Source organism: Thauera sp. K11 (assembly GCF_002354895.1).
GTDB classification, from domain to species: Bacteria; Pseudomonadota; Gammaproteobacteria; order Burkholderiales; family Rhodocyclaceae; genus Thauera; species Thauera sinica.
Map to the genome: position 1 here is coordinate 780061 of NZ_CP023439.1, position 23917 is coordinate 803977.

Annotated in this window: 15 protein-coding genes; 11 read left to right on the forward strand and 4 right to left on the reverse strand. The window is 70.4% G+C overall.

The annotated features are described in order from the left end of the window. Window positions 1-19 precede the first annotated feature (19 nt). From CCZ27_RS03600 to CCZ27_RS03620, 5 genes are all read left to right on the forward strand, one after another. Window positions 20-1786, forward strand: coding sequence for an ABC transporter ATP-binding protein (locus tag CCZ27_RS03600; protein ID WP_096445591.1), 1767 nt, complete (start codon window positions 20-22; stop codon window positions 1784-1786). Window positions 1787-1847: 61 nt separating this feature from the next. Beyond that, on the forward strand, window positions 1848-3128 hold the full coding sequence (locus tag CCZ27_RS03605) for an MdtA/MuxA family multidrug efflux RND transporter periplasmic adaptor subunit (RefSeq protein WP_157748429.1): 1281 nt from the start codon (window positions 1848-1850) through the stop codon (window positions 3126-3128). Window positions 3129-3137: 9 nt separating this feature from the next. Continuing rightward, window positions 3138-6245, forward strand: a complete 3108-nt coding sequence (locus tag CCZ27_RS03610; RefSeq protein ID WP_096445596.1) for a multidrug efflux RND transporter permease subunit — start codon at window positions 3138-3140, stop codon at window positions 6243-6245. After that, window positions 6242-9331 carry an efflux RND transporter permease subunit gene (locus CCZ27_RS03615; RefSeq protein WP_096452125.1) on the forward strand — a complete coding sequence of 1030 codons (3090 nt, stop codon included), beginning with the start codon at window positions 6242-6244 and terminating at the stop codon, window positions 9329-9331. Before CCZ27_RS03610 ends, CCZ27_RS03615 begins: the two co-directional genes overlap by 4 nt. Then, complete coding sequence (locus tag CCZ27_RS03620; protein WP_096445598.1) at window positions 9328-10761, forward strand: efflux transporter outer membrane subunit; 1434 nt, start codon at window positions 9328-9330, stop codon at window positions 10759-10761. Before CCZ27_RS03615 ends, CCZ27_RS03620 begins: the two co-directional genes overlap by 4 nt. Before the next feature lie 49 nt (window positions 10762-10810). On the opposite strand, the gene CCZ27_RS03625 is transcribed toward CCZ27_RS03620, so the two are convergent. Then, complete coding sequence (locus tag CCZ27_RS03625) at window positions 10811-11413, reverse strand: nitroreductase family protein (RefSeq protein WP_096452127.1); 603 nt, start codon at window positions 11411-11413, stop codon at window positions 10811-10813. 539 nt (window positions 11414-11952) lie between these two features. Between CCZ27_RS03625 and CCZ27_RS03630 the strand changes: the two genes are divergently transcribed. The 3 genes from CCZ27_RS03630 to CCZ27_RS03640 all read left to right on the forward strand — a co-directional run bounded on the left by CCZ27_RS03630 (window position 11953) and on the right by CCZ27_RS03640 (window position 18339). Further along, window positions 11953-14331, forward strand: coding sequence for a TonB-dependent receptor (locus CCZ27_RS03630; RefSeq protein WP_157748430.1), 2379 nt, complete (start codon window positions 11953-11955; stop codon window positions 14329-14331). A gap of 286 nt (window positions 14332-14617) precedes the next feature. Then, window positions 14618-16522, forward strand: a complete 1905-nt coding sequence (locus CCZ27_RS03635; protein WP_096445603.1) for an ABC transporter ATP-binding protein — start codon at window positions 14618-14620, stop codon at window positions 16520-16522. Continuing rightward, a complete protein-coding gene (locus CCZ27_RS03640; protein WP_096445606.1) occupies window positions 16519-18339 on the forward strand; it encodes an ABC transporter ATP-binding protein in 1821 nt (606 codons plus the stop codon). The genes CCZ27_RS03635 and CCZ27_RS03640 overlap by 4 nt, the downstream gene beginning before the upstream one ends. Window positions 18340-18458: 119 nt before the next feature. Here CCZ27_RS03640 and CCZ27_RS03645 read toward each other — a convergent pair whose 3' ends face one another. From CCZ27_RS03645 to CCZ27_RS23265, 3 genes are all read right to left on the reverse strand, one after another. Further along, on the reverse strand, window positions 18459-19505 hold the full coding sequence (locus tag CCZ27_RS03645; RefSeq protein WP_096445608.1) for an ABC transporter substrate-binding protein: 1047 nt from the start codon (window positions 19503-19505) through the stop codon (window positions 18459-18461). A gap of 221 nt (window positions 19506-19726) precedes the next feature. Continuing rightward, the gene (locus CCZ27_RS24520; RefSeq protein WP_096445611.1) at window positions 19727-20833 is read right to left on the reverse strand and encodes a sigma-54 interaction domain-containing protein; all 1107 of its coding nucleotides are present in this window, start codon (window positions 20831-20833) and stop codon (window positions 19727-19729) included. A 369-nt stretch (window positions 20834-21202) separates the two neighbouring features. Continuing rightward, complete coding sequence (locus CCZ27_RS23265; protein ID WP_157748432.1) at window positions 21203-21454, reverse strand: hypothetical protein; 252 nt, start codon at window positions 21452-21454, stop codon at window positions 21203-21205. Here CCZ27_RS23265 and CCZ27_RS03655 point away from each other — a divergent pair. The 3 genes from CCZ27_RS03655 to CCZ27_RS03665 are packed head-to-tail and all read left to right on the forward strand — an operon-like array spanning window position 21453 to window position 23914. Continuing rightward, a complete protein-coding gene (locus CCZ27_RS03655) occupies window positions 21453-22013 on the forward strand; it encodes an NAD(P)H-dependent oxidoreductase (RefSeq protein ID WP_096445615.1) in 561 nt (186 codons plus the stop codon). The two genes, CCZ27_RS23265 and CCZ27_RS03655, sit on opposite strands and share 2 nt — an antisense overlap. A 22-nt stretch (window positions 22014-22035) precedes the next feature. Then, entirely contained in the window at window positions 22036-23130 is a 1095-nt protein-coding gene (locus tag CCZ27_RS03660) for an ABC transporter substrate-binding protein (RefSeq protein WP_096445618.1), read from the forward strand. Between the two features lie 7 nt (window positions 23131-23137). Then, window positions 23138-23914: an ABC transporter permease gene (locus CCZ27_RS03665; RefSeq protein ID WP_096452129.1), complete on the forward strand. Its 777-nt coding sequence runs from the start codon at window positions 23138-23140 to the stop codon at window positions 23912-23914. The last annotated feature ends 3 nt before the right edge of the window (window positions 23915-23917 follow it).

Below are 23917 nucleotides of genomic sequence, written 5' to 3' on the forward strand. Positions count from 1 at the left end.
CCAACCGAATCCAGCATCCATGAAAAACATCTGGCGCGTCATTCAGTTCGTCCCGGAGTACCGCAGCCGGGTCCTCGGCGTCCTCCTCGTCGGCACCGTCATGGGCCTCATCGCGGCGGGCACGCCCTATCTCTACAAGATCATCGTCGACGTGGTCGCCCGCATGCTGTCGGGCCGGATCACGGTGGAGGAGGCGACCGGCAGCATGGTCGTGCTGCTCATCGTCTTCTTCGTGCTGCGCGTCGGCGTGGTGGTGTTCAGCGCGGTGCAGAACAGGCAGGCCGACGACCTGTGGCTCGACACCGTCAGCACCTTCCGCCAGCGCGTGTTCGACAACATGACCCGGCTGTCCATCGACTATTTCGAGAAGACCCGCGCCGGCGAGATCATGGACCGCTTCGGCACCATCACCACCATCACCATGTGGCTGTCCTCGCTCACCGAGGGCACGCTGGGCAACATCCTGCAGATGGGCTTCATCGTCATCGTGCTGCTGGTCAAGGCGCCGGTGGTCGGCCTGCTGATGCTGGGCGTGCTGGCCTTCAACTTCTACATCTCGTACCGCACGGTGCACTGGACCAGGCCCTACCGGCGCGGCTGGCAGGCCCAGGCGGGAAGGATGACCGGCCTGCTCGCGGAGATGATCGGCAACATCGCCACGGTGCGCAGCTTCGGCGGCGAGCCGGCGGTCAAGCAGCGCTACGACGACACCCAGGCCGAATGGCGCGTCACCCGCGGCCGGCTGCACGTGCTGGAATGGCGCTCCGGGCTGGCGCTCAACGTCGCGAACACCTTCGCCGTGTTCGCCGCGGTCGCCTGGACCGCCTACGGCGCGCTGCAGGGGCACTTCACCACCGGCGACATCCTGCTGGTGCTGACCCTGACGCAGAACCTCGTCAATACCATCCAGCCCATCTCGCGGCTGGTGAACCAGGCCGGTGACATCGAAAGCTCGGCCGAGCGCCTGGTCGAACTGCTCGACGTCGAGGCCGAACTGGCCGACGCGCCGGATGCGGTGGATCTGGGCGACCTGGAAACCATCGCCTTCGAGCACGTGGGCTTCACCTATCCGGGCAAGAGCACGCCGACGCTGCACGACGTCTCCTTCGTGCTGCGCGCCGGCCAGTCGGTGGCGCTGGTGGGGCCGAGCGGCAGCGGCAAGACCACCATCGTCAAGCTGCTGATGCGCTTCTACGACCCCACGGAGGGCCGCATCCTGATCAACGGCCGCGACCTGCGCGACTACCGCCAGCGCTCGGTGCGCGCGCGCATGGGCGTCGTGCTGCAGGACGTGGCGCTGTTCAACGACAGCATCGGCGAGAACATCGCCTTCGCCCGGCCGGGCGCCGAACCCGGGGAGGTGAGGGCGGCCGCGGCCGCGGCCCATGCCGACGCCTTCATCCAGCGCATGTCCGATGCCTACGACACCCTGGTCGGCGAGCGCGGCATCAAGCTCTCGGGCGGCGAGAAGCAGCGGGTGGCGATCGCCCGCGCCATCCTCAAGGACCCGCAGCTCATCATCCTCGACGAGGCGACCAGCGCGCTCGACTCCGAATCCGAGCACGTCGTGCAGCAGGGCCTGGAGCGCCTGCTGCGCGGCCGCAGCTCGGTGATCATCGCCCACCGCCTGAGCACGGTGATGGGCGCCGACCAGATCCTGGTGATCCAGAACGGCCGCGTCGTCGAGCATGGCCGCCATGCCGAGCTGTCCGCCATCCCCGGCGGGCTCTACAAGCGCCTGTGCCGGCTGCAGAGCGAAGGGCGGCTGGCGGAGATGGCGATCTGATCCGGCGCGCCCGCCGCCCGTCCGCGGCGGGCCGAATCCAGTCTTGAACGCAGGAAACGCGATGTCCATCCGCAAGCGAAAGCACTTCATCCTTTGGCCGCTCGCCGTGCTGGCCGCCGCCGGCGCCTGGTGGCTGTGGCAGGGGCGCGGCTCGCCGGCCCAGGCCGCCCCGGCGCCGGAGGCCGCCCGCGCCGGGCAGAACGGTGTGGGCGGGCGGGATGCGCCCCCGGGCGCGGGCGGGCAGAGCGGCGCCGGGCGGGAGGTGCCGGTGGCGGCGCTGCCGGTGCGCAAGGCGTCGGTGCGCGTGGTGCAGACCGGGCCGGGCTCGGTGGCGCCGCTCGGGCAGGTGACGGTGCGGGCGCGCGTCGACGGCCAACTGGTGAGGGTGCTGTTCGACGAAGGGCAGGACGTGCGCGCCGGCGCCTTGCTGGCGGAGATCGATCCGCGCCCCTACCGCGCCCAGCTCGCCCAGGTCGAAGGGCAGGCGCAGCGCAACCGCGCGCTGCTCGACAACGCCCGGCTGGACCTCGAACGCTACCGCACCCTGCTCGATCAGCAGTCTATCGCTCGGCAACTGGTCGATGCGCAGGCGTCGCTGGTGCGCCAGTACGAGGGCACGGTGCGCGCCGACCAGGGCCTGGTCGACCAGGCGAGGCTGCAGCTCGAATTCACCCGCATCACCGCGCCGATCAGCGGCCGCATCGGCCTGCGGCAGGTCGACGCCGGCAACAACATCTCGCCGTCGGACAGCGGCGGCCTGGCGGTGATCACCGAGCGTGACCCGATCTCGGTGGTGTTCGCGCTGCCGGAAAACCTGCTGCCGCAGGTCGCGCAGCGCTTCGAGGTCGGCCGCAGGGCCGGGCGGCCGCTGCCGGTGGAAGCCTGGGACCGCGGCGGCCGCAGGCTGCTGGGCCGCGGCGAACTGCGCAGCATCGACAACCAGATCGACCAGGCCACCGGCACCGTCAGGCTCAAGGCGGTGTTCGCCAACCCCGACGGCGGGCTCTTCCCCAACCAGTTCGTCAACGTCCATCTGCTGGTCGAGACGCGCGATGCGGCGGTGGTGGTGCCGGGCGCCGCGGTGCAGCGCGGCAACCGCGGCGCCTTCGTCTACGTGGTGGGCGAGGATCGCACGGTGGCGGTGCGGCCGGTCTCGCTCGGGCCGGTGGACGGCGAGGACGTGGTGGTGGAGCAGGGCCTCGAACCGGGCGAACTGGTGGTGGTGAGCGGCGTCGACCGCCTGCGCGCCGGCGCGCGGGTGGCACTGGCGGAGGCCGCGAAGCCCGGCAATGGCGACGGTCCCGGCGGCAACGGCCGCGGCCCGGCCCCCGGCCGCTCCTGACGCGCGGCGATGGATCTCTCCCGCATCTTCGTCCTGCGCCCGATCGCGACCACGCTGCTGATGGTCGCCATCCTGCTCGCCGGGGCGCTGGCCTACCGGCTGCTGCCGCAGGCCGCGCTGCCGCAGGTGGATTACCCGACCATCCAGGTGGTGACGCACTACCCGGGCGCGAGCCCCGAGATGATGGCCAACGTGGTGACGGCGCCGCTGGAACGGCAGTTCGGCAGCATCGCCGGGCTGAGCCAGATGTCCTCGACCAGTTCGGCCGGGTCCTCGGTCATCACCCTGCAGTTCGCCCTCGACGTCAGCCTCGACGTCGCGGTGCAGTCGGTGCAGGCGGCGATCAACGCGGCGGCCAACTTCCTGCCGGCCGAACTGCCGTCGCCGCCGGTGTACAGCAAGGTCAATCCGGCCGAGGCGCCGGTGCTGACGCTGGCGGTGAGTTCGCCCACGCTGCCGCTGTCCAGGGTGCGCGACATCGCCGAGACCCAGCTCGCGCAGCGCATCGCGCAGGTGTCCGGGGTCGGCCTCGTCAGCCTCGCCGGCGGCCAGCGTCCGGCGGTGCGCATCCGCGCGATGCCGGGCGCGCTGGCCGCCTACGGCCTGGGCTTCGACCAGGTCCGCGGCGCCATCGGCAGCGCCAACTCCAACCAGGCCAAGGGCTTTCTCGACGGGCGGCTGCAGTCCTCGGCGCTGGACGCGAACAGCCAGTTGCGCGATGCCGGCGAATACCGGCGCGCGATCATCGCCGTGCGCAACGGCAATCCGGTGCGCCTGGGCGACGTCGCCGAGGTGGTCGAGGGCACCGAGGACGCCCGCCTCGCCGCCTGGGTCGACACCCGGCAGGCGATCCTGGTGAACATCCAGCGCCAGCCCGGCGCCAACGTCATCGAACTGGTCGACCGCGTCCATGCCCTGCTGCCCGGCCTGTCGCAGGTGCTGCCGGCCGAGGTCGAGCTGCGCGTGCTCACCGACCGCAGTACCACCATCCGCAGCTCGGTGCGCGACGTGCAGGCCGAACTGGTGCTGGCGGTCGCGCTGGTGGTGATGGTGATCTTCCTCTTCCTGCGCACGCTGGCCGGCACGCTGATCCCGGCGCTGGCGGTGCCGCTGTCGCTGGTCGGCACCTTCGGCGCGATGTACCTGCTCGGCTTCAGCATCAACAACCTGACGCTGATGGCGCTCACCATCGCGACCGGCTTCGTGGTGGACGACGCGATCGTCATGATCGAGAACATCGCGCGCCACATGGAGGAGGGCAAGAACGCGCTGGATGCCGCGCTGGACGGCGCCCGGCAGATCGGCTTCACCATCGTGTCGCTGACCTTCTCGCTGATCGCCGTGCTCATCCCGCTGCTCTTCATGGGCGATCTCGTCGGGCGGCTGTTCCGCGAGTTCGCGGTGACGCTGGCGGTGGCGGTGCTGATCTCGGCGGTGGTGTCGCTGACGCTCACGCCGATGCTGTGCGCGCGCCTGCTCAGGCCGGCGCCGGCGCAGCCGGGCGGCTTCGAGCGCGCCTCGGCGGCCTTCTTCGAGCGCGTGGTGGCCGCCTACGGCCGCGCGCTGGACCGGGTGCTGGCGCGCCAGCCCGCCGCGCTGGCCGTCGCCGCCGGCACGCTGCTGCTGACCGTGCTGCTCGCCTGGTGGGTGCCGAAGGGCTTCTTCCCGGTGCAGGACACCGGCGTCATCCAGGGCATCAGCGAAGCGCCGCAGTCGATCTCCTTCGCCGCGATGTCCGCGCGGCAGCAGGCGCTGGCGCGCGTCATCCTCGAGGATCCGGCGGTCGAGGGCCTGTCGTCCATCGTCGGCGTGGACGGGATCAACACCACGCTCAACAGCGGGCGCATGCTGATCGCGCTCAAGCCCCACGCGGTGCGCGGCGAGGATGCGGCGGCCATCGCCCGCCGCCTGCAGGATGCGGTGGCGCAGGTCGATGGCATCGCGCTGTCGCTGCAGCCGGTGCAGGACCTGACGGTGGACGACCGCATCAGCCGGAGCCGCTACCAGTTGCTGGTGGAAAGCCCGGACGCCGGGCTGCTGGCGGACTGGGTGCCGCGCATCGCCGAGCGCCTGCGCGGCCTGCCGCAACTGGCCGCGGTCCGGTCCAGCCTGCAGGACGGCGGCCTCGTCGCCCGCATCGAGGTGGACCGCGACAGCGCGGCGCGGCGCGGCATCACCATGGCGGCGATCGACGACGTGCTCTACAGCGCCTACGGCCAGCGCTTCGTATCCACCATCTTCACCCAGACCAACCAGTACCGCGTGGTGCTGGAGGCGGCGCCCGACGACGGCGGCGCCGGCCCGGCTGCGCTCGGCCGGCTCTACGTGGCGGCGGCGTCCGGCCGGCTGGTGCCGCTGGACAGCGTGGCGCGCGTGGTGGAACAGCCGGCGCCGCTCCTGATCGGCCGCGAGAAGCAGTTCCCGGCCGCGACCGTGGGCTTCGATCCGGCCGAGGGCGTGGCGCTCGGCCAGGCGGTGGCCGCCATCGAGGCCGAACTGGCCGCGCTCGCGCTGCCGTCCGCCGTCCATGCCCGCTTCCAGGGCGCGGCCATGGCCTTCAACAGCGCGCTCGCCGACGAACTCGTCCTGGTGCTGGCGGCGGTGCTGTGCATGTACATCGTGCTGGGCGTGCTCTACGAGAGCTACATCCACCCGCTGACCATCCTGTCCACCCTGCCCTCGGCCGGGGTCGGCGCGCTGCTGGCGCTGCTGCTGTGCGGCGGCGAACTGAACGTGATCGCCATCATCGGCATCGTGCTGCTGATCGGGATCGTGCAGAAGAACGGCATCATGATCATCGACTTCGCGCTCGAGGCGGAGCGCGAACGCGGCTGCAGCCCGCGCGAGGCCATCCACCAGGCTTGCCTGCTGCGCTTCCGGCCCATCCTGATGACCACGCTGGCGGCGCTGTTCGGCGCGGTGCCGCTGGTGCTCGGCAGCGGACCCGGCTCCGAGCTGCGGCAGCCGCTGGGGATCGCGATGATAGGCGGCCTGATGCTGAGCCAGGTACTGACGCTGTTCACCACCCCGGTCATCTACCTGTGGTTCGACCGGCTCGCCCGCCTCGTGCGCAGCGCGCGCGGGGCGGCCGCCACCGCCGGCGCGGCGTCCCGATGAGCGGCCTGCCGGTCTTCATCCACCGTCCGGTCGCGACCTCGCTGCTGCTGCTGGCGGTCGCGCTCGCCGGCGTGCTCGCGCTGGTGCGCCTGCCGGTGGCCTCGCTGCCGCAGGTGGACCTGCCCACCATCGGCGTCAGCGCCTCGCTGCCGGGTGCGAACCCCGAGGTGATGGCGGCCACCGTGGCGATGCCGCTGGAGCGCGCCTTCGGCCAGATCGCCGGCATCACCGAGATGACGTCCACCAGCACCCAGGGCAGCACCCGCATCAACCTGCAGTTCGAACTCGGCCGCGACATCGACGGCGCGGCGCGCGACGTGCAGGCGGCGATCAACGCGGCGCGCGCCCTGCTGCCGTCCAGCCTGCCGGGCAACCCCACCTACCGCAAGGCGAACTCCGTCGGCCCACCGGTGCTGGCGATCGCGCTCACCTCCGGCACCCACACCCAGGACCAGCTCTACGACGTGGCCTTCTCGCTGATCGGCCAGAAGATCGCCCAGGTGCGCGGCGTGGGCCAGGTCAACGTGAACGGCAGCGCGTTGCGGGCGGTCCGGATCGAAGTCGATCCGCTCGCCCTGCGGCACCACGGCATCGGCCTGGAACAGGTGCGGACGGCCATCGCCGCGGCCAACAGCCACCTGCCGCGCGGGCTGCTGGAAGACGGCGGACGGCGCTGGCAGATCGAGGTGAACGCGCCGGGCCGCCAGGCGCGCGATTTCCGCGATCTCGTCATCGCCGCCGGCCCCGGCGGCGTGCTGCGCCTGGCCGACGTCGCCACCGTCAGCGATTCGGTGCAGGACCTGCGCATCGGCGGCACCTCGGGCGGCAGGCCGGCGGTGATCCTCGCGGTCAACCAGCAGCCCGGCGCCAACGTCGTCGATACCGTGGACGCGGTGAAGGCCCTGCTGCCCGGCCTGCGCGAGATCATCCCCAGCGGCATCGACGTGGAGGTGGTGATCGACCGCAGCACGACGATACGCAAGTCGCTGCGCGAGATCGGCGAAACCCTGGCGATCGCGGTGGCGCTGGTGGTGCTGGTCACCTACGTCTTCCTCGGCAGCGGCCGGGCGACGGTGATCCCCTGCATCGTGATCCCGGTCACCCTGCTGGGCACGCTGGCGGTGATCCACCTGCTCGGCTACAGCCTCAACAACCTGTCGCTGATGGCCCTGATCGTGGCGACCTGCTTCGTCGTGGACGATGCCATCGTCGTCGTCGAATACGTCGGGCGCCACATCGAGGCCGGGCTGGCGCCGCTGCAGGCGGCCCTGCGCGGCATCGGCGAAGTCGGCTTCACCCTGGTGGCGATGTGCCTGGCGCTGGTGGCGGTGTTCATTCCGCTGCTGCTGATGGGCGGGCTGATCGGGCGGATGTTCCGCGAATTCGCCATCACCCTGGTGGCGGCGGTGGGCATCTCCACCGTCGTGTCGCTGGTCGCGACGCCGATGCTGTGCTCGCGCTGGCTGCGGCCGTCGGGCCCGCGCCGCGCGAGGCGGGACTGGCTGGCGGCGCCGGAAGCCGCCTACGCCCGCAGCCTGGCCTTCGCGCTGCGCCACCGCCATGCCGTGCTCGCGCTGCTGGCGGGCGTGATCGCCTTCAACGTCTACCTGTACGCCGCGGTGCCCAAGGGCTTCTTCCCGGAGCAGGACACCGGCCGGCTGAACGGCTTCTTCCGCGCCGACCAGAGCGTCTCCTTCCAGCACATGCGGCAGAAGGTCGGCGAACTGATGGCCATCGTCGCCGCCGACCCCGACGTCGAGACCTCCTACGAATACACCGGCGGCTCGGGCGGCGGGCAGGTCAATGCGGGGTCGATGTTCGCCCGCCTCAAGCCGCTGCCCGGGCGCAGCGCCACCGCGGCCGAGGTCGTCGCCCGGCTGCGGCCGAAGCTGGCGCAGGTGGCCGGCGCCACCCTGTTCCTCAACGCGCAGCAGGAACTCAACATCGGCGCCCGCCAGGGCGGGGCGCAATACCAGTTCACCCTGCTCGCCGACGAACTCGCCCCGCTGCGCCAGCTCGCCCCGCACCTGCGCAACGCGCTGGCGCAACTGCCGGAACTGACCGACGTCAACAGCGACTTCCAGGACGGCGGCCTGCTGACCCGGCTGGAGGTGGACCGCGAGGCGGCGGCGCGGCTGGGCATCACCGCGCGCCAGATCGACTCCGCGCTGAACGACGCCTTCGGGCAGCGGCTGGTCGCCACCCTGTTCGAGCCGCTCAACCAGTACTACCTGGTGCTGTCGGTGGCGCCGATGCATGCCGCCGGTCCGCAGGCGCTGGAGAACATCCACCTCGCCGGCAGCGGCCCGGCGCGGGTGCCGCTGTCGGCGATCGCGCGCTGGGAGGCGGACCGCACGCCGCTCGCGGTCAACCATCAGGGCACCTTCGCCGCCGCCACCGTGTCCTTCAACCTCGCGCCCGGTGTCTCGCTCGACCGCGCCACGGCGGCGATCGAGGCGGCCTTCGAGCGGCTGCAGCCGCCGGACGGCGTGTCCGGCCGCTTCGCCGGCACCGCCAGGATCTTCCAGGAATCGATGGAGAGCCAGCCCTGGCTCATCCTCGCCGCCATCCTCGCGGTCTACATCGTGCTCGGCATGCTGTACGAAAGCACCGCGCTGCCGCTGGTGATCCTGTCCACCCTGCCGTCGGCCGGCGTGGGCGCGCTGCTCGCGCTCCTGGCCTGCGGCAGCCCGTTCACCCTGATCGCCTTCATCGGCGTGACGCTGCTGGTGGGGCTGGTGATGAAGAACGCGATCATGATGGTCGATACCGCGCTGCAGCGGGAACGCCTGCTCGGCCTGTCGCCGGAGCAGGCCATCCTGCAGTCCTGCCGGCAGCGCTTCCGGCCCATCGTCATGACCAGCATCGCCGCCATCCTCGGGGCGCTGCCGCTGGCCCTGGGCGCGGGCGACGGCGCCGAGCTGCGCCGGCCGCTGGGCATCTCCATCGTCGGCGGCCTGGTATTCAGCCAGTTGCTGACCCTCTACACGACACCGGTGGTGTATCTCCACCTCGACCGCCTGCGGCACCAGGCGGTCGCCCGCTGGCGCCGCGGCCGCGGGCAGACGAGCATGAGGCAGCCATGAGCACTGGGCGTACGCACGCACCCCGCCTGATCCTGGCACTGGCCATCCTGCTGCAGGGGTGCAGCAGCGGCCCGGACTACCGCCGGCCGGCGGTCGACGTGCCGGCGGCGTTCAAGGAAAGCGGCCCGGCGGGCTGGAAGGCGGCGGCACCGGCCGACGCGCTGCCGCGCGACGGCTGGTGGGCGCGCTACCGCGACCCGGCGCTCGATGCGCTGATCGCGCGGCTCGGCGACGACCAGCCCGCCATCGCGCTGGCGGGCGCGCGCTACCGCGAGGCGCTGGGGCAGGCGGGCGCGGCGCGCGCCGCCTTGTGGCCGTCGCTGTCGGCGGGCTGGTCCGACAGCCTGGGCCGCAATGCCGCCGACGGCACGAGCCGCAGCCGCCGGCTGGGGCTGGAGGCGGCGTGGGAGGCCGACCTGTGGGGCCGCCTGCGGCGGCAGGCCGAAGCGGGCGAGGAGGGCGGCCGCGCGGCGGCGGCCGATCTCGCCGCCGTCCGCCTGTCGGTGCAGGCCAGCCTGGCGCAGGCCTACTTCCTGCTGCGCGTGCAGGATGCGCGGCAGGAACTGCTCGACGCCACGGTCGCCGCGTACGGCCGGGCCGTCGAACTGACGCGCAACCGCCTCGCGGTGGGGATCGCCACCCCGGCCGACGTGGCGCAGGCGCAGACCCAGTTGCATTCGACGCGCGCGCTCGCGGCCGACAACCGCGTGGCGCGGGCGCAACTGGAGCACCTGCTGGCGACCCTGCTGGGGAGGCCGCCGGCGGACTTCGCGCTGCCGCCCGACCCGTTGAGGCCGGCGGATTTCAGCCCGCCACCGGTGCCTGCCGGGCTGCCTTCGGAACTGCTGGAGCGGCGCCCCGACGTGGCCGCGGCCGAGCGCCGGGTGGCGGCGGCCAACGCGGAGATCGGCGTGGCGCGGGCGGCGTGGTTTCCCAGCCTCACATTGAGCGCTTCGCGCGGCCAGTCCGCGGCGCACTATGGCGCGCTGCTCGACACGCCGGCGCGGGTGTGGTCGCTCGGTGCCGCGCTGGCCCTCACCCTGTTCGACGGCGGCGAGCGGCGCGCGCTGGAGGCGGCAGCGCAGGCCCGCTACGACGCCAGCGCCGCCGGATACCGGCAGGCGGTGCTGGACGCGTTCCGGGAGGTGGAGGACGCGCTGGCCGCGCTCGGCGGGCTCGAGGAAGAAGCGGAGGCGGTCGCCGCGGCGGTGAGAAGCGCGCGCGAATCGGAGCAGCAGACGCTCAACCGCTACAAGGCGGGAATGGTGGACTACCTGAGCGTGGTCACCGTGCAGGCGACCACGCTCGGCAACGAGCGCCAGGCGCTCGACGTCTTCGGCCGCAGGCTGGCCGCCAGCGTGGACCTCGTCCGCGCGCTGGGCGGTGGCTGGCCGGGCGACGACGCTCTCCGCCTCGCCGACGGCGAATGAGGGCGTGAAGCGCGGGTCCGCCCTGCGCCGGCGGGCGGGCCCGCGCGGCTCACTCGGTGAAGCTGAAGCGGCCCTCGGCGACGATGCGCTCCAGCGGCAGGCGCTGGTTGGGGCGCTCCTGTTCGCGGAAATCGTCCGGCAGGGTGGCGGCCTCGGCCTGGCGGCCGATGGCGATCGCGATCTGGACCTCGAAACCGGCCGGCACGCCCAGCACCTCGCGCGCCCGGTCGCGGTCGAAGCCGCCGATCGCGCGCGTCCGCCAGCCGGCATGCACCGCCTGGAAGGCGAGGCTGGCCCATGAGGCGCCGGCATCCAGCGCATGGGTGCGCAGCGGCTTGGGGTCGTCCCTGGCCTGGCGCCGGTGGGTGGTCTTCGTGACCAGCACCACCAGTGCCGCGGCCTGTTGCGCCCACAGCCGGTTTCTTTCCGCGAGCAGGTCGAGAAAGCCCGGCCAGGCGGCCGAGTCCCTGCGCGCATAGACATATCGCCAGGGTTGGGAATTATTGCTCGACGGCGCCCAGCGCGCAGCTTCGAACAATCCCAGCAATTCGGATTCCCCGATCGTTTCGCCGGTAAAGGCGCGCGGCGACCAGCGCGCGGTGAATATCGGATCGATTCCGAAGGAGGAAAGTCGCTCGTGCTTGTTTGTCATGAGGGGTTCCATGGCTGTTCGACGATTGCGCGGGCAACCGCGCGATTGCGGCGATTCCCCGGCCGGATGGAAGTAGCAGGCCCCATGCCAGCCGGTATCGTCCGCGCCTGCGGGCGATTGCCCGCCGATCCGGCGCGGCCGTAAGCGGGCGATATTGCGCAGGCTGGTGATTTGGAGCCATGCCTGTCCGGAAATCCACAGCATGCCGGCGATGGCGGCCGTTTCTCGCGGTTGTTGAAATATCCACGATCCGATGTATTGAAAACAGCAGTGGCATCCGCGGCTTTTTCATGTCGCCGATAAGCTTATCGGCAATTCCGGAAAAAACGGCGGAGCGGGGTGGCAATTCCCCGCGAATCGGGAATCGGCAAAGAAAATGGGGAGGATCGTATCGGGTTGGTATGGAGCTTGCTGAATCGGAATTGGTGAATTCTTGTTTCCGGCTCGTTTTTCATCGAATTCCGCGGTGCCTGCTGGTTATCCGACAGCAGCGTCGCGATTCCAGATCCCGATTCATGACAAGCAAAGGAGAGTCCCGTATGAAATTCAAGGAGAAAGCGCTGGCCGGGGAGCTGAAGCGCGTATTTTCCGCTTTGGCGCTGTGCTCGGCCGCCGCTCACGCCGTCGCCCAGGATGCCGCGCCCGGTGCCGCTGCGGCAGCCGGCGCGGGGTCCGATTACGAGGAGGTGGGGCTGAGCGTGGTGAAGGTCACCGCGCAGAAGCGCGAGGAGCTGCTCCAGGACGTGCCCATCCCGATCAACGTGGTCGGCGGCGACGCGATCCGCGACAAGCAGATCAGCGCCTCGACCGACGTCGAGCGCCTGGCGCCGGGCCTGTCGGCGCAGGGGGCGACCAGCCGTACCGGCAAGCCGCGGTGGTTCCTCCGCGGCATCGGCACCAACGACCCCAATTCCAACCACGAAGGTCCGCTCGCGATCTATGTCGACGAAGTGGTGGTCGGCTACCAGAGCCTGCAGAGTTTTCCCCTGTTCGACCTGGACCGCGTCGAGGTGCTCCAGGGGCCGCAAGGCACGCTGTGGGGCAAGAACAATACCGGCGGCGCGATCCACTTCATTTCCAAGCAGCCGGGCTTCAGGACCGACGGCTATGCCAAGCTCGGCGTCGGCAGCTACGGCAGCCGGATCGCCGAGGCGGCCTTCGGCGGCGCGATCCGGGAGGACGTGCTGGCCGGGCGGGCGTCGGTGTATGTCGAAAAGCGCGACGGCTGGGCGAAGAACATCCTGCTCGACGAGAAGGGCCCGCGGCTCGACGACGTGAATGGGCGCTTCCAGGTGCTCGCGCGCTTCAACGACAACGTCGATGCGCTGTTCTCGTGGACCACGCGCAACGTCGAGACCAACAACGTGCCCAGCTACGCGGTCGGCGGCCTGCCCAATCCCGGCAGCGACGTGACGCTGACCGCCCCGGGCGGCGCGCTGACCCAGGGCGGCGGTTCCTACGTCCCGCCCTATGGCGACGACCCCGGCCCCAAGAGCGACTTCTTCGGCGGCGAGGACTACAACCGCAGCAAGCGCGACAGCCTGAGCGCGAGGATCAACTGGCAGCTCGGCGACTACACCCTGACCTCGATCACCGCGCTCAACCTGAGCGACGACAAGTCGCTGAGCCTCGTCGGCGTACCGCTGGACACCACGCTGAACCGGACCAGTTCCAGGGGCGACGGCTCGTCGCGGCAATTCACCCAGGAACTGCGCCTGACGTCGCCGAAGGACCGGGACCTGAGCTGGCTGGTGGGCGCCTACTACTACCGCCTGCAGATCGATACCGGCAGCCGTTCCGCGCGCTTCCAGTCCGGCACCACCCGCGAGCAGTATTCCGAATCCTCGCTGGACCAGTTCTCGACCAGCGCCGCGCTGTTCGGCAACGTGAACTACAAGTTCACCGACAAGGTGTCGCTCGGCGTCGGCGCGCGATACACCCGGGAAACCAAGGAGATCACGCTGACCTCGCTGACGGCGACCGACACCGCCGGCAATGCCAACATCGTCAACTTCGTCAACCAGAACGGCTGGTTCCTGCCGGGCGGCGTGACCGGCTCCGGGGTCGCCGGCGTGGCGCCGCTCAGCCTTTCCGCCAAGCAGGAGAACCACAGGTTCACCTGGGACGTCACGCCGCAGTACCGCTTCTCCGACAACGTCCTGGGCTACGCGCGGATCGCCACCGGCTTCCGCTCGGGCGGCTTCAACCAGTCGATCAGCAACGGCCAGATCATCGAGACCAGCCCGGAACGGCTCATCGACTATGAACTGGGCCTCAAGACGAGCTGGCTGGACGGGCGCCTCGTCGCCAATGGTGCGCTATACCACTACGACATCAAGGACCTGCAGCTCAACATCCAGCGTGCGTACCTGAACACCAGCACCAATACCTACACGACCAGCGCGGCCGGCTCGTCCGACGGTACGGTGACCGGCTTCGAGCTTTCCGTCGATGCCCAGGCGACGCGCGACTGGCACGTCGCCGCCAGCCTCGGCCTGCTGCGCTCGGAGTACAAGAACTTCACGTACAACATCGGCAGCGGCGGCCCCTTCGACGCCAGCGGCAACGAGTTCTACCGCACGCCGCGCACCAGCTTCCGCCTGGACACCGACTACACCTTCCGCTTCGCCAGCGGCAGGCTGATCCTCGGCACCGACTGGACCTACCGCAGCAAGATCTACTTCAACGCCACGGTGCAGGACGATCCGGTGCAGGAACTGCCGGGCTACTGGAAGGGCAACGTCCGCGCGACCTGGCAGGCGCCGAACCGGGCATGGCAGCTCACCGCCTTCGTGAACAACGTGACCGACGTCGACCACGCCTTCCTGCGCCAGATCTACAACCCGAACACCCGTTCCTACCCGGCGAGCTTCGATGCGCCGCGGACCTGGGGGTTGCAGGCGACGGTGAAGTTCTGACCGGGGCCTGACGTTCTCGCCGGGGCGTGCGGCCGCGTTGTCCGCACGCCCCGATTTCGCGTCCGGACGCCTTGGGCTGCGTGCCCGCACCGCAAGGCGGCGGCCGCGTCCTGTTGTTTCGGCAACAGGCGATGTGTGCATGATTCAGCAGCCCGCCGCACGGGGCCACGAAAAAACAAGGGGATACGGACAGACGCGGGGCGGGCGCGGGATTTGCTATAGCCCGCCGGTCGCGCTCCGCGATGCCGGACAGGAACCGAATCCCCGTGCAGCCATCTTCTCTTCAATGAGCAAGCGTTCTTCCGTACCCCCTGCCTCGCAGGCCGCGCCGTCGGACGACCCCGTCGCGCAGGCGAGCGCCGCGGTCGACCTGCGTGCGATGCCGCGGGTGCTGCCGCGCCTCGTCCGGCTCGCGCTCAAGTACCGCTGGCGCTGCGCGCTCGCCGCCGGCGCCGCGCTCGGCGCGGCGGTGTTCAGCCTCATCACGCCGCGCCTGCTCGGCCAGGCGGTGGACGAGGTCTTCCGCCTGCTGGCCGCCGATCCCGGCGGCGACGAGGTGCAGTCGGCGCTGCTGTCGGCGGCGCTGCTGATCGTCGGCACCTGCACGCTGCGCGGGATATTCACCGGCCTGCAGGGCTACCTGGGCGAATCCATCGCCCAGCGCGTCGGCTACGACCTGCGCCTGGCCTTCTTCGACAAGCTGCAGCAGCTCGGCTTCCGCTTCCATGACCGCAATCACTCCGGCGACCTGATCGCGCGCGGCATGCTGGATCTCGAAGGCGTGCGCGGCTTCATCGAATCGGCCGTGCTGCGGGTGCTCGCGCTCGCCCTGCTGCTGTCGGTCGGCGCCTGGCGGGTGCTGCAGGCCGACCTGCTGCTGGGGGCGCTGTCGCTGAGCTTCGTGCCCTTCGTCGTGGTGCGCGCGGCGCGCATGGGCTACGTCCTGCGCCAGACCTGGACGCGCCTGCAGCAGTTGATGTCCGACCTCACCCTGAGCATGGAAGAGAACCTGCAGGGCATGCGGGTGGTGCGTGCCTTCGCGGCGCGAAAACACGAACTCGCGCGCTTCGACCGCGTGGCCGATGCGGCGCTGCGCGTGTCCGACCATCGCTTCACGGTGCGCATGCGATCGATGAGCCTGATGACCCTGGCCTACCACGTCGCGATGGGGCTGGTGCTGGGCGTCGGCGGCTGGCGCATCGCCGGCGGCACGCTGACGGTGGGCATGCTGACCGAACTGCTGGTGTTCATGGCGGTGCTGCAGCAGCCGGTGCGCCAGGTCGGGATGATCGTCAACGCCAGCGCGCGTGCGACCTCGGCCGGCGGACGGCTGTTCGAGGTGCTCGATGCCCGCGACGACGTCGCCGATGCGCCGGAGGCGCGCGACCTGCAGCCCGGGGCGGGCGTGCTGCGCTTCGAGCGCGTCGATTTCGCCTACCGGCCGGGCGGGCGCAAGGCGCTGTCGGACGTCAGCTTCGAGGTTCGCGCCGGCGAACGGCTCGGCATCGTCGGGCCGCCGGGCAGCGGCAAGTCCACCCTGGTGAACCTGGTGGCGCGCTTCTACGATCCCGACGCAGGCCGCATCACGCTGGACGGGCAGGACCTGCGGACCGTCACCCTGGCCTCGCTGCGCCGCGCGGTGCGGCTGGTGCAGCAGGAGAGCTTCCTGTTCGACGCGTCGGTGCGCGACAACGTCGCCTATGCCGAGCCCGGCGTGGCCGACGATGCGGTGCATGCGGCTGCCGGGGTGGCGCAGATCCACGCCCACGTCGCCGGCCTGCCGGAGGGCTATGCCACCCGCGTAGGCGAACGCGGGGTGTCGCTGTCGGGCGGGCAGCGGCAGCGCCTGTCGATCGCGCGCGGCCTGATCCCCCGGCCGGCGCTGATCGTGCTCGACGACGCCACCGCGGCGATCGACGCCAGTACCGAGCGCCAGGTGCACGAGGCCCTGCGCGGAGCGCTGCGCGGCATCACGACGCTGATCGTCGCCCATCGGCTGGGCGCGCTGCGCGATGCCGACCGCATCATCGTGCTCGACGCCGGGCGCATCGTCGAGGAAGGCAGCCATGCGGCCCTGCTGGCGCGGGGCGGGCGCTACGCGGCGCTGTGGCGCCTGCAGTGCGAAGGCGAACGCGACGGCGGCGGCGCGGCCGGCCATGCCCGGCCGCAGCCCGAGGAGGTGGCGCCATGAGGCCGCGGCACGACGTGGCGCCGGCGCGCATCGCCGGCGCGGCCGAGCACGGCGAGGAGATCTTCGAGCGCTTCGACAGCCGCATCGCCCACCGCCTGTGGCGCTTCGTGCGGCCCCACGCGGCGATGCTCGCGGCGACCCTGGCCTCGGTGCTGCTGTTCACCGCGGTGCAGGTCGCGGTGCCCTACACCGTGCGGCATGCGGTCGACGGCGCGCTCGGCCGCTCGGCCCACGACTTCGGCGCGGTGATGGTGGTCTTCGGCGTGCTGGCGGCGCTCTACGCGGTGCTACAGTTCCTGCACGAATGGCTGGCTTCGCGCCTTGCCCAGCGGGTGATCTTCGACCTGCGCCGAGCGATGTACGCCCATCTGCAGGACGTGTCGCTGGCGCTGCTCGACCAGACCCAGGTCGGCCGCCTGATGGCGCGGCTGCAGAGCGACGTCGGCACCCTGCAGGAATTCCTCGAAAGCTCGGTGTCGGCGCTCGGCGACCTGGTGCTGCTGGCGGGCATCGTCGTCGTGCTGCTGTCCATCGACCTCAGGCTGGGCCTGATGACCCTGGCGGTGATCCCGGCGCTGATCGTGCTGCGGGTGATCTGGATGCCGTGGGCGGAGCGCCGCTTCCGGCGCGCGCGGGAGGCGTCGTCGAGCGTGAATGCGGCGCTGGCGGAGAACATCGGCGGCATCCGCACGGTGCAGGAGAGTCGCCGCGAGGCGCACAACTTCGAGCGCTACGCCGAGCGGGCGCGGGACAACCTCGAGGCGCAGGTGGGCTCGGCGCGGGCGTCGCAGGCCATGGTGCCGGTGGTGGACCTGCTGACCGGGGTGGCGCTGGCGATCGTCGTGCTGGCGGGCGGCAGCCAGGTCGTGGCGGGCGGCCTGGGCGTGGGGGTGCTGGTGGCGTACATCTTCTATACCCAGCGCTTCTTCGATCCGATCCGCACCCTGTCGATGCAATACACCACCATGCAGCGCGCGGCGATCGCGGCGCAGCGCATCTTCGAGGTGCTCGACCTGCCGGTGACGATCTCCGACCGGCCCGATGCGATCCGCCTGCGCGACGAGCCGCCGTCCATCGTCTTCGACCACGTCGATTTCGGCTACCGGCCCGGCCTGCCGGTGCTGCACGATCTCTGCCTGGAGGTGGCGCCCTACACCACGGTGGCGCTGGTGGGCCCGACCGGCTCGGGCAAGACGAGCATCACCGCGCTGGTGCGCCGCTTCTACGACGTGTGGTCCGGCAGCGTGCGGGTCGGCGGCCACGACGTGCGCGACCTGGCGCAGGACACGCTGGGCGCGAACGTCGCGATGGTGCTGCAGGAGCCTTTCCTGTTCTCCGGCTCCATCCTCGACAACATCCGCTATGCCGTGCCCCACGCCGGCCGGGAGGAGGTGATCGCCGCGGCGAAGGCGGTGCACGCCCACGACTTCATCCTCGGCCTGCCCGAGGGCTACGACACGATGCTGGGCCAGCGCGGGCGCAACCTGTCGGTCGGGCAGCGCCAGTTGATCAGCTTTGCCCGCGCGCTGCTGGCGCAGCCGCGCATCCTCATCCTCGACGAAGCCACCGCCAACATCGACAGCTTCACCGAGCAGGCGATACAGCGCGCGCTCAAGGTGCTGCTCGCGGGGCGGACCTGCCTGGTGATCGCGCACCGGCTGGCGACCATACGGGACGCCGACCTGATCGTCGTGCTCGACCGGGGACGCATCGTGGAGCAGGGCAGCCATGCCCGGCTGCTCGCCCGCCGCGGCCTCTACCATCGGCTGCACGCCAGCGGGCAGGGCTCCTTCGACGACGTGGCCGGCACGGCCTGAGGGCGCGCATGGCCTGGCCGGTGCATGCCGCGGCATGCACCGGACCACCCTCCCGCCGCTGCGCGACACCCTCCCCGGGGAGAAGGTGCCGCGCGCCCGCTCCGGGCGGGCGGGAGCACTCAAGCGGCGGCCTGGCTGCGCAGCGCGTTCTCGTAGGGGCGGACGTCGATCCATTCCCGCACGTCGAAGGTGGCGGGGATGAAGGCCCAGCGGTGCAGGAAATCGGTGAAGTCCTGCAGGGCGGCGATCGAGCCTTCGGCCAGGTCGGTGCGCAGGCGCTCGTGGGCGTTCTCGCCGTAGGCCACCGACACCCAGTACTCGCTGCTGTTGGTCTCGCGGGCGAGGAAGCGGCGGGTGTCTTCCGGATGGGAATGCGCCCAGGCTTCGGCGCGCAGCACCTGCTCGACGATGCGCGTCGCGGAGTCGAAGTGGTTTTCCAGCAGGTTGAGGTCCACCGTCAGCGTGCGCGGCGTGCCGTTGTTGGCGCGGATCAGCGGCTCGGGATGGGCGCCGACGTCGATCACCCTGGCCAGGCCGAACTGGTTTGCCGCGTGGGCCGCGCTCGCGCCCTTGAGGAAGATCGCATCCACCTCGCCCCGCAGCAGGCCGACCAGTTCGGCGTTGCGTCCGCCGCCGCGGCCGCCGAACACGTAGCTGCCGCCTGCGCTGCGCGCCGGCGCGTCGCTATGGCCGCCGCCGATGGCGTAGTCCACCAGTTCGACGTCCGACACCTGCAGGCCCTCGAGCTTGAGTGCGTTCTCGAGGCCGCGCAGGGCCTGGGCACGGCTGAAGTCGATCTGCACGTTGTCCCAGCGCGGCAGGCCGAACCTGCGGCCCTTGAGGTCCTTGACGGTCTCGATGCCGGAGCCGGGCAGGGCCAGGATCAACTGCGTCTCGTCGGCCCACGACAGGCCGATGACGCGGGTCTCCCGGCCGGAGGCGCGGGCCCAGATCGCCGGGATGTTGCCGCCGTGCCGTACCGAATTGGTCAGGGTGTGGTCGAAGTGCGACTCGCGCACCGCGCGGTCGTTGGATTCGCGCAGCGACTGGATGCGGGTGCATTGCGAGGTGAAACTCTCTTCCAGCCACCCCTTCTGCACCGCGATGCCCAGGCCGGTGGGAACGGGGCAGCGGGTGTACCACAGGGTGTCCAAAGGTTTGCTCATCGAAAGGTCTCCTGTCGGGAAAAGGCGCGGGGAATGCGCCGTTGGGGCCGGCTCGCCGGCGGCTGCGGAACCCTTCCGCATGCCGTGCCCGCGCCCCGTCATCTCCCAGCAGGAACCGTTCCAGGGTCTATCGCATTGATTCCATTGAAGATGTTTTCATGATCCGGACGGCCTGTTGTCATTGCAGCAGCGTGTTGCTGATTCCGCCGCGATCGCCGCGCTCAGTCGTCGATGAGGCTGAAGCGCTGCAGGCGGGTCCGCACCACGTTGCGGGTGATGCCCAGCAGCCGGGCGGTGGCCGACTGGTTGCTGTCGCACCATGCGAACGCGGTCCGCATGATCGTCTCTTCGATGTAGTCGTCGGCGCTGAGGTGTTCAGGATGGTTGCCGGCGAAGATGTCGCGCAGGGCCAGTTCCAGGCTGGTCTTGCCCGCACCGTCGCTCGGCAGGTTGGGCGGCTGCAGCGGCGACAGGGCGAAATCGTCCGGCTGCAGCACGTTGCCGTGGCAGACCACCATCGCGTGGTGCACCGCGTTTTCCAGTTCGCGGATGTTGCCCGGCCAGGGGTAGCGCATCAGCAGTTCGCGCGCGGCCGGCGAGATGGCGGCAGGGCCCGCGCCGAGGCGCTGGGCGTAGTAGCCGACGAAGTGTTCGAGCAGGCGGGGGATGTCCGCCGGCCGCTCGCGCAGCGGCGGCAGGAAGAGCATGGCGACCTTCAGGCGGTAATACAGGTCTTCGCGGAAGCGTCCGGCGGCGACCGCTTCTTCCAGATCCACGTTGGTCGCGGCGACCAGGCGGACGTCGATCGGGATGGGGCGCCGCGCGCCCAGGCGCACCACTTCGCGTTCCTGCAGCACCCGCAGCAGCTTGACCTGCTGCGCCAGCGGCAGGTCGCCGATTTCGTCGAGGAAGAGGGTGCCGCCGTTGGCCGCCTCGAACCAGCCCGCCTTGGCGGTGGCCGCGCCGGTGAAGGCGCCGCGTTCGTGGCCGAACAGCTCGCTTTCGATCAGGTGCTCGGAGAAGGCGCCGCAATTCACCGCCAGGAAGGGCCTGGCGGCGCGCGGACTGCGGCTGTGGATGAAGCGGGCGATCAGTTCCTTGCCGGTGCCGGTGGCGCCCCTCACCAGGATGCTGGCCGAGGTGGGCGCGAGCTTCTCCAGGCGTGCGAGCAGGATGCGCGACTTGGGGTCCTCGAAGACCAGCGCCTTCGCCCGGATGGACAGTGCCAGGGATTCCGGGGCGCGAAAGGTGAGGACGTCGTCCTGCTCGGCAACCGTGGAGTCGGGAGCGGAAGTGAGTACCAGGGATGGGTGGCGTAGTGGGCTCATGAGCAGGGCATCCGGGCTGGCTGTATGCGCCGACCCGGTGAAACCGCCCTTTTGGGGCAAGGCGCCAGGGTCGAGTGTGGGTCGACTATACGTCGGCGATTCCGGCCGCTGCATGCAGAAGTTGATCTAAGGATATGAATTCGGGAGCACTGCAATTCGATCCGGCCGCGTGGATGCAATGCATTTTCCGAATTGCCGGGGTATCCGGCCTATCCGTTTCCGGCCCGTTTCCCGTGCCCTTTCAATTGCGGGAATTCGCCGGAATCGGAAAGACGCAATTCCCTTGCCGCGCCGGACGTGCCTTTGGCGCCGGGCGTGCCGATTCTCTTGCTGCAATTACGTCTTGCGCAGAATTGAACTGCTCGTATATCAACAGGCGATCTGTTCAATAAACAGCAGCGGCGGATGCGATGTGCCGCAAGTGCCTGTTTTGAATATGGCGGCCCCATGGCACGAGTCGTGCTCAATGATTCCGATCCGATGCCGTACGGATTGCGGGCCGAAATGACGGCAGGCGCGATTCACGGCCGCAATCGGCGTCGATGGCGTCGCATCGGCAACATGCGCTCCCGGACGGATTTCCGTCCCTTTCCGATTCACATCCACTTCAGGAGTCATCATGAGCACTGTCGTTGGCCTTTCCGGCAGCCTGACGCATCCCTCGCGCACCACGACCCTGGTCGAAGCCGTCCTGGATGCGGCGCGCAGACAGGGCGCCGGCGCCACGCACCTGATCAACATCGCCGATCTCGCCGGCGACCTCGGCCATGCGCTCGATCCCAGGAAGTTGCCCGAGCCGGTCGCGGCGGCCTATCGCACCCTGTTCGCGGCGGACGTGATCGTCATCGCCACCCCGGTCTACAAGGCTTCCTACACCGGCCTGCTGAAGCACTTCCTCGACCTGGTCGATCCGAAGGAACTCAAGGGCAAGGTGGCGGTGCTGGCCGCGACCGGCGGCAGCGAGCGCCACGCCCTGGCGGTGGAACACGAACTGCGTCCGCTGGCGGCCTTCTTCGGCCTGCACGTGGTGCCGGAAGGGATCTACCTGAAGGATGCGGACTTCTCCAAGCTCGCCGACGGCAGCGGCTACGTGCTCGAGAGCGGCCAGGCGGCCGAGGCGATCGGGCTGGCCGCCGCGCAGGCGCTGCAACTGGCGGGCGCCCTCGGGGCGGCGCGCTGAGGATGCGGGGAGCCGTCTGCCGATGATGAATCGTATGCTGCCGCGGCGTGCCGTGGCCTGGGCGGGCGCGGTGCTGGCCCTGTGGCTGCCGCTGAAGGCGGCGCAGGCCGCCGGCGAGCGGGTGGAGGTGGTCAGGATCGCGACCGTGGCCTATCCGAACGAGGGCAGGACCGCGTACAACGGCGCGGCGGCGGTCATCGCCGGCCGCGGCTGGCTGGAAAAGGACCTGCAGAAGCTCGGCATCCGTCTCGAATGGGTGCCGGTGCCGGTGCAGTCGGTGGGGGCCAGCGTCAACGAGGCGTTCGCCAACCGCAGCATCGACTTCGCGGCCTACGGCGACCTGCCTTCCGTCATCCTCAACAGCAACGGCGTGGAGACGCGCCTGATCGTGCCCGGCGGCAAGGGCAACAACGTCTACCTGGTGGTGCCGGAGGGCTCGGCCGCGACTTCCATCCGCGACCTCAAGGGCAAGCGCATCGCGCTGCACCGCGGGCGGCCGTGGGAGTTCAGCTTCACCCGGCTGCTCGAGGCCAACGGGCTCAAGCTGTCCGACTTCAAGATCGCCAACCTCAATCCGCAGGCGGGCGCAGCCGCGCTGGCGGCGGGGAACGTCGATGCCTTCGTGGCCCTGTCGGACGCCTTCCTGCTCGCGGACCGCGGCCTGGGCAGGATCATCTGGTCCACCAAGCTGCCGGACCAGGGCTGGAAGATGCGGGCTGAACTCTGGGGGGCGAAGGATTTCGTCGAACGCCATCCGGAGATCGCGCAGGTCGTGGCGAATGCCTATGTGCGGGCCGCGCACTGGATCTCGCGCGACGAGAACGCCGCCGAGTTCATCCGGCTGTCGGCAGCCTCGGGGCATCCGGAAAGCACGCTGCGCCAGGAGTACGCCGACGACTCCGTGGGCTGGAAGGCGCGCTGGGAGCCGGCCTTCGACGCCGCGCTGGCCGACCATTACCGCCACGTCGCCGGCTATGCGCTCGACGCCCGGCTGATCCGCAAGGCGCCCGACACCGACCGCCTGTTCGATGCGCGCTTCGTCCGCGCCGCGCTGAAGGAATTGCAGCTCGAGTCCTACTGGGGCGCGCCGCCGGCCGCCCCGCGGGCCGGCCGCTGAGGTGGCCGTGAGCTTCGTCGATTCCCGCCTCCGCGGCTGGCGCGAACGCGCACTGACCTGCGTTTCGCCGCTGCTGTTGCTGCTGTCCTGGGAATGGGCCTGCCGCGCGGGGCTGTTCCCGGAGCAGTTGCTGGTGTCGCCGGGCACCGTGGCCGATGCCTTCATGGGACTGGTCGACGACGGCGAGCTGCAGTCCCATCTGCAGGCCAGCCTCCATCGCCTGCTGGCCGGCTTCCTGGCGGGTTCCGCGCTGGGGCTGGCCTTCGGCGTGCTGATGGGCCTGTCGCGGACGGCGGAGAATATCTGCTCGCCGCTCTTCAACGTGCTGCGGCAGGTGCCGTCGGTGGCGTTCATCCCGATGCTGATCCTGGCGTTCGGCATCGAGGAGACCTTCAAGATCGTCATCGTCGCCAAGGCGGCGTTCTTTCCCGTCGCGCTGGCGGCCTACGATGCGGTGCGGGGCATTCCGCGCAGCCATCTCGAGGTGGCGAAGGTGTATCGCCTGCCCTTGCCGGCGATGCTGCGCCGCATCGTGCTGCCGGCGACCGTCCCGCCGGTGCTCACCGGCCTGCGGCTCGGGCTCGGGCGGTCGTGGATGGTGCTGGTGGTGGCGGAACTGCTGGCCGCCGACAGCGGCATCGGCCAGATGATGGAGATGGGCAGGCAGATGTTCCGGATCGACGTGGTGATGGTCGGCGTCATGCTCACCGGGGTGATCGGCTTTGCGCTGGATCGCGGTTTCAGGGTGCTCGAGGCGCGGCTGGTGCGCTGGCGCCGGTGTTGAGGA

Bases quoted from the DNA above. Each gene is read 5' to 3' on its own strand.
- CCZ27_RS03635 (WP_096445603.1), top strand. From the start codon at position 14,618: ATGAGCAAGCGTTCTTCCGTACCCCCTGCCTCGCAGGCCGCGCCGTCG.
- CCZ27_RS03660 (WP_096445618.1), top strand. From the start codon at position 22,036: ATGATGAATCGTATGCTGCCGCGGCGTGCCGTGGCCTGGGCGGGCGCG.
- CCZ27_RS03645 (WP_096445608.1), bottom strand. From the start codon at position 19,505: ATGAGCAAACCTTTGGACACCCTGTGGTACACCCGCTGCCCCGTTCCC.
- CCZ27_RS03640 (WP_096445606.1), top strand. From the start codon at position 16,519: ATGAGGCCGCGGCACGACGTGGCGCCGGCGCGCATCGCCGGCGCGGCC.
- CCZ27_RS03620 (WP_096445598.1), top strand. From the start codon at position 9,328: ATGAGCACTGGGCGTACGCACGCACCCCGCCTGATCCTGGCACTGGCC.
- CCZ27_RS24520 (WP_096445611.1), bottom strand. From the start codon at position 20,833: ATGAGCCCACTACGCCACCCATCCCTGGTACTCACTTCCGCTCCCGAC.
- CCZ27_RS03600 (WP_096445591.1), top strand. From the start codon at position 20: ATGAAAAACATCTGGCGCGTCATTCAGTTCGTCCCGGAGTACCGCAGC.
- CCZ27_RS03605 (WP_157748429.1), top strand. From the start codon at position 1,848: ATGTCCATCCGCAAGCGAAAGCACTTCATCCTTTGGCCGCTCGCCGTG.
- CCZ27_RS03655 (WP_096445615.1), top strand. From the start codon at position 21,453: ATGAGCACTGTCGTTGGCCTTTCCGGCAGCCTGACGCATCCCTCGCGC.
- CCZ27_RS03615 (WP_096452125.1), top strand. From the start codon at position 6,242: ATGAGCGGCCTGCCGGTCTTCATCCACCGTCCGGTCGCGACCTCGCTG.
- CCZ27_RS03630 (WP_157748430.1), top strand. From the start codon at position 11,953: ATGAAATTCAAGGAGAAAGCGCTGGCCGGGGAGCTGAAGCGCGTATTT.
- CCZ27_RS23265 (WP_157748432.1), bottom strand. From the start codon at position 21,454: ATGATGACTCCTGAAGTGGATGTGAATCGGAAAGGGACGGAAATCCGT.
- CCZ27_RS03625 (WP_096452127.1), bottom strand. From the start codon at position 11,413: ATGACAAACAAGCACGAGCGACTTTCCTCCTTCGGAATCGATCCGATA.
- CCZ27_RS03610 (WP_096445596.1), top strand. From the start codon at position 3,138: ATGGATCTCTCCCGCATCTTCGTCCTGCGCCCGATCGCGACCACGCTG.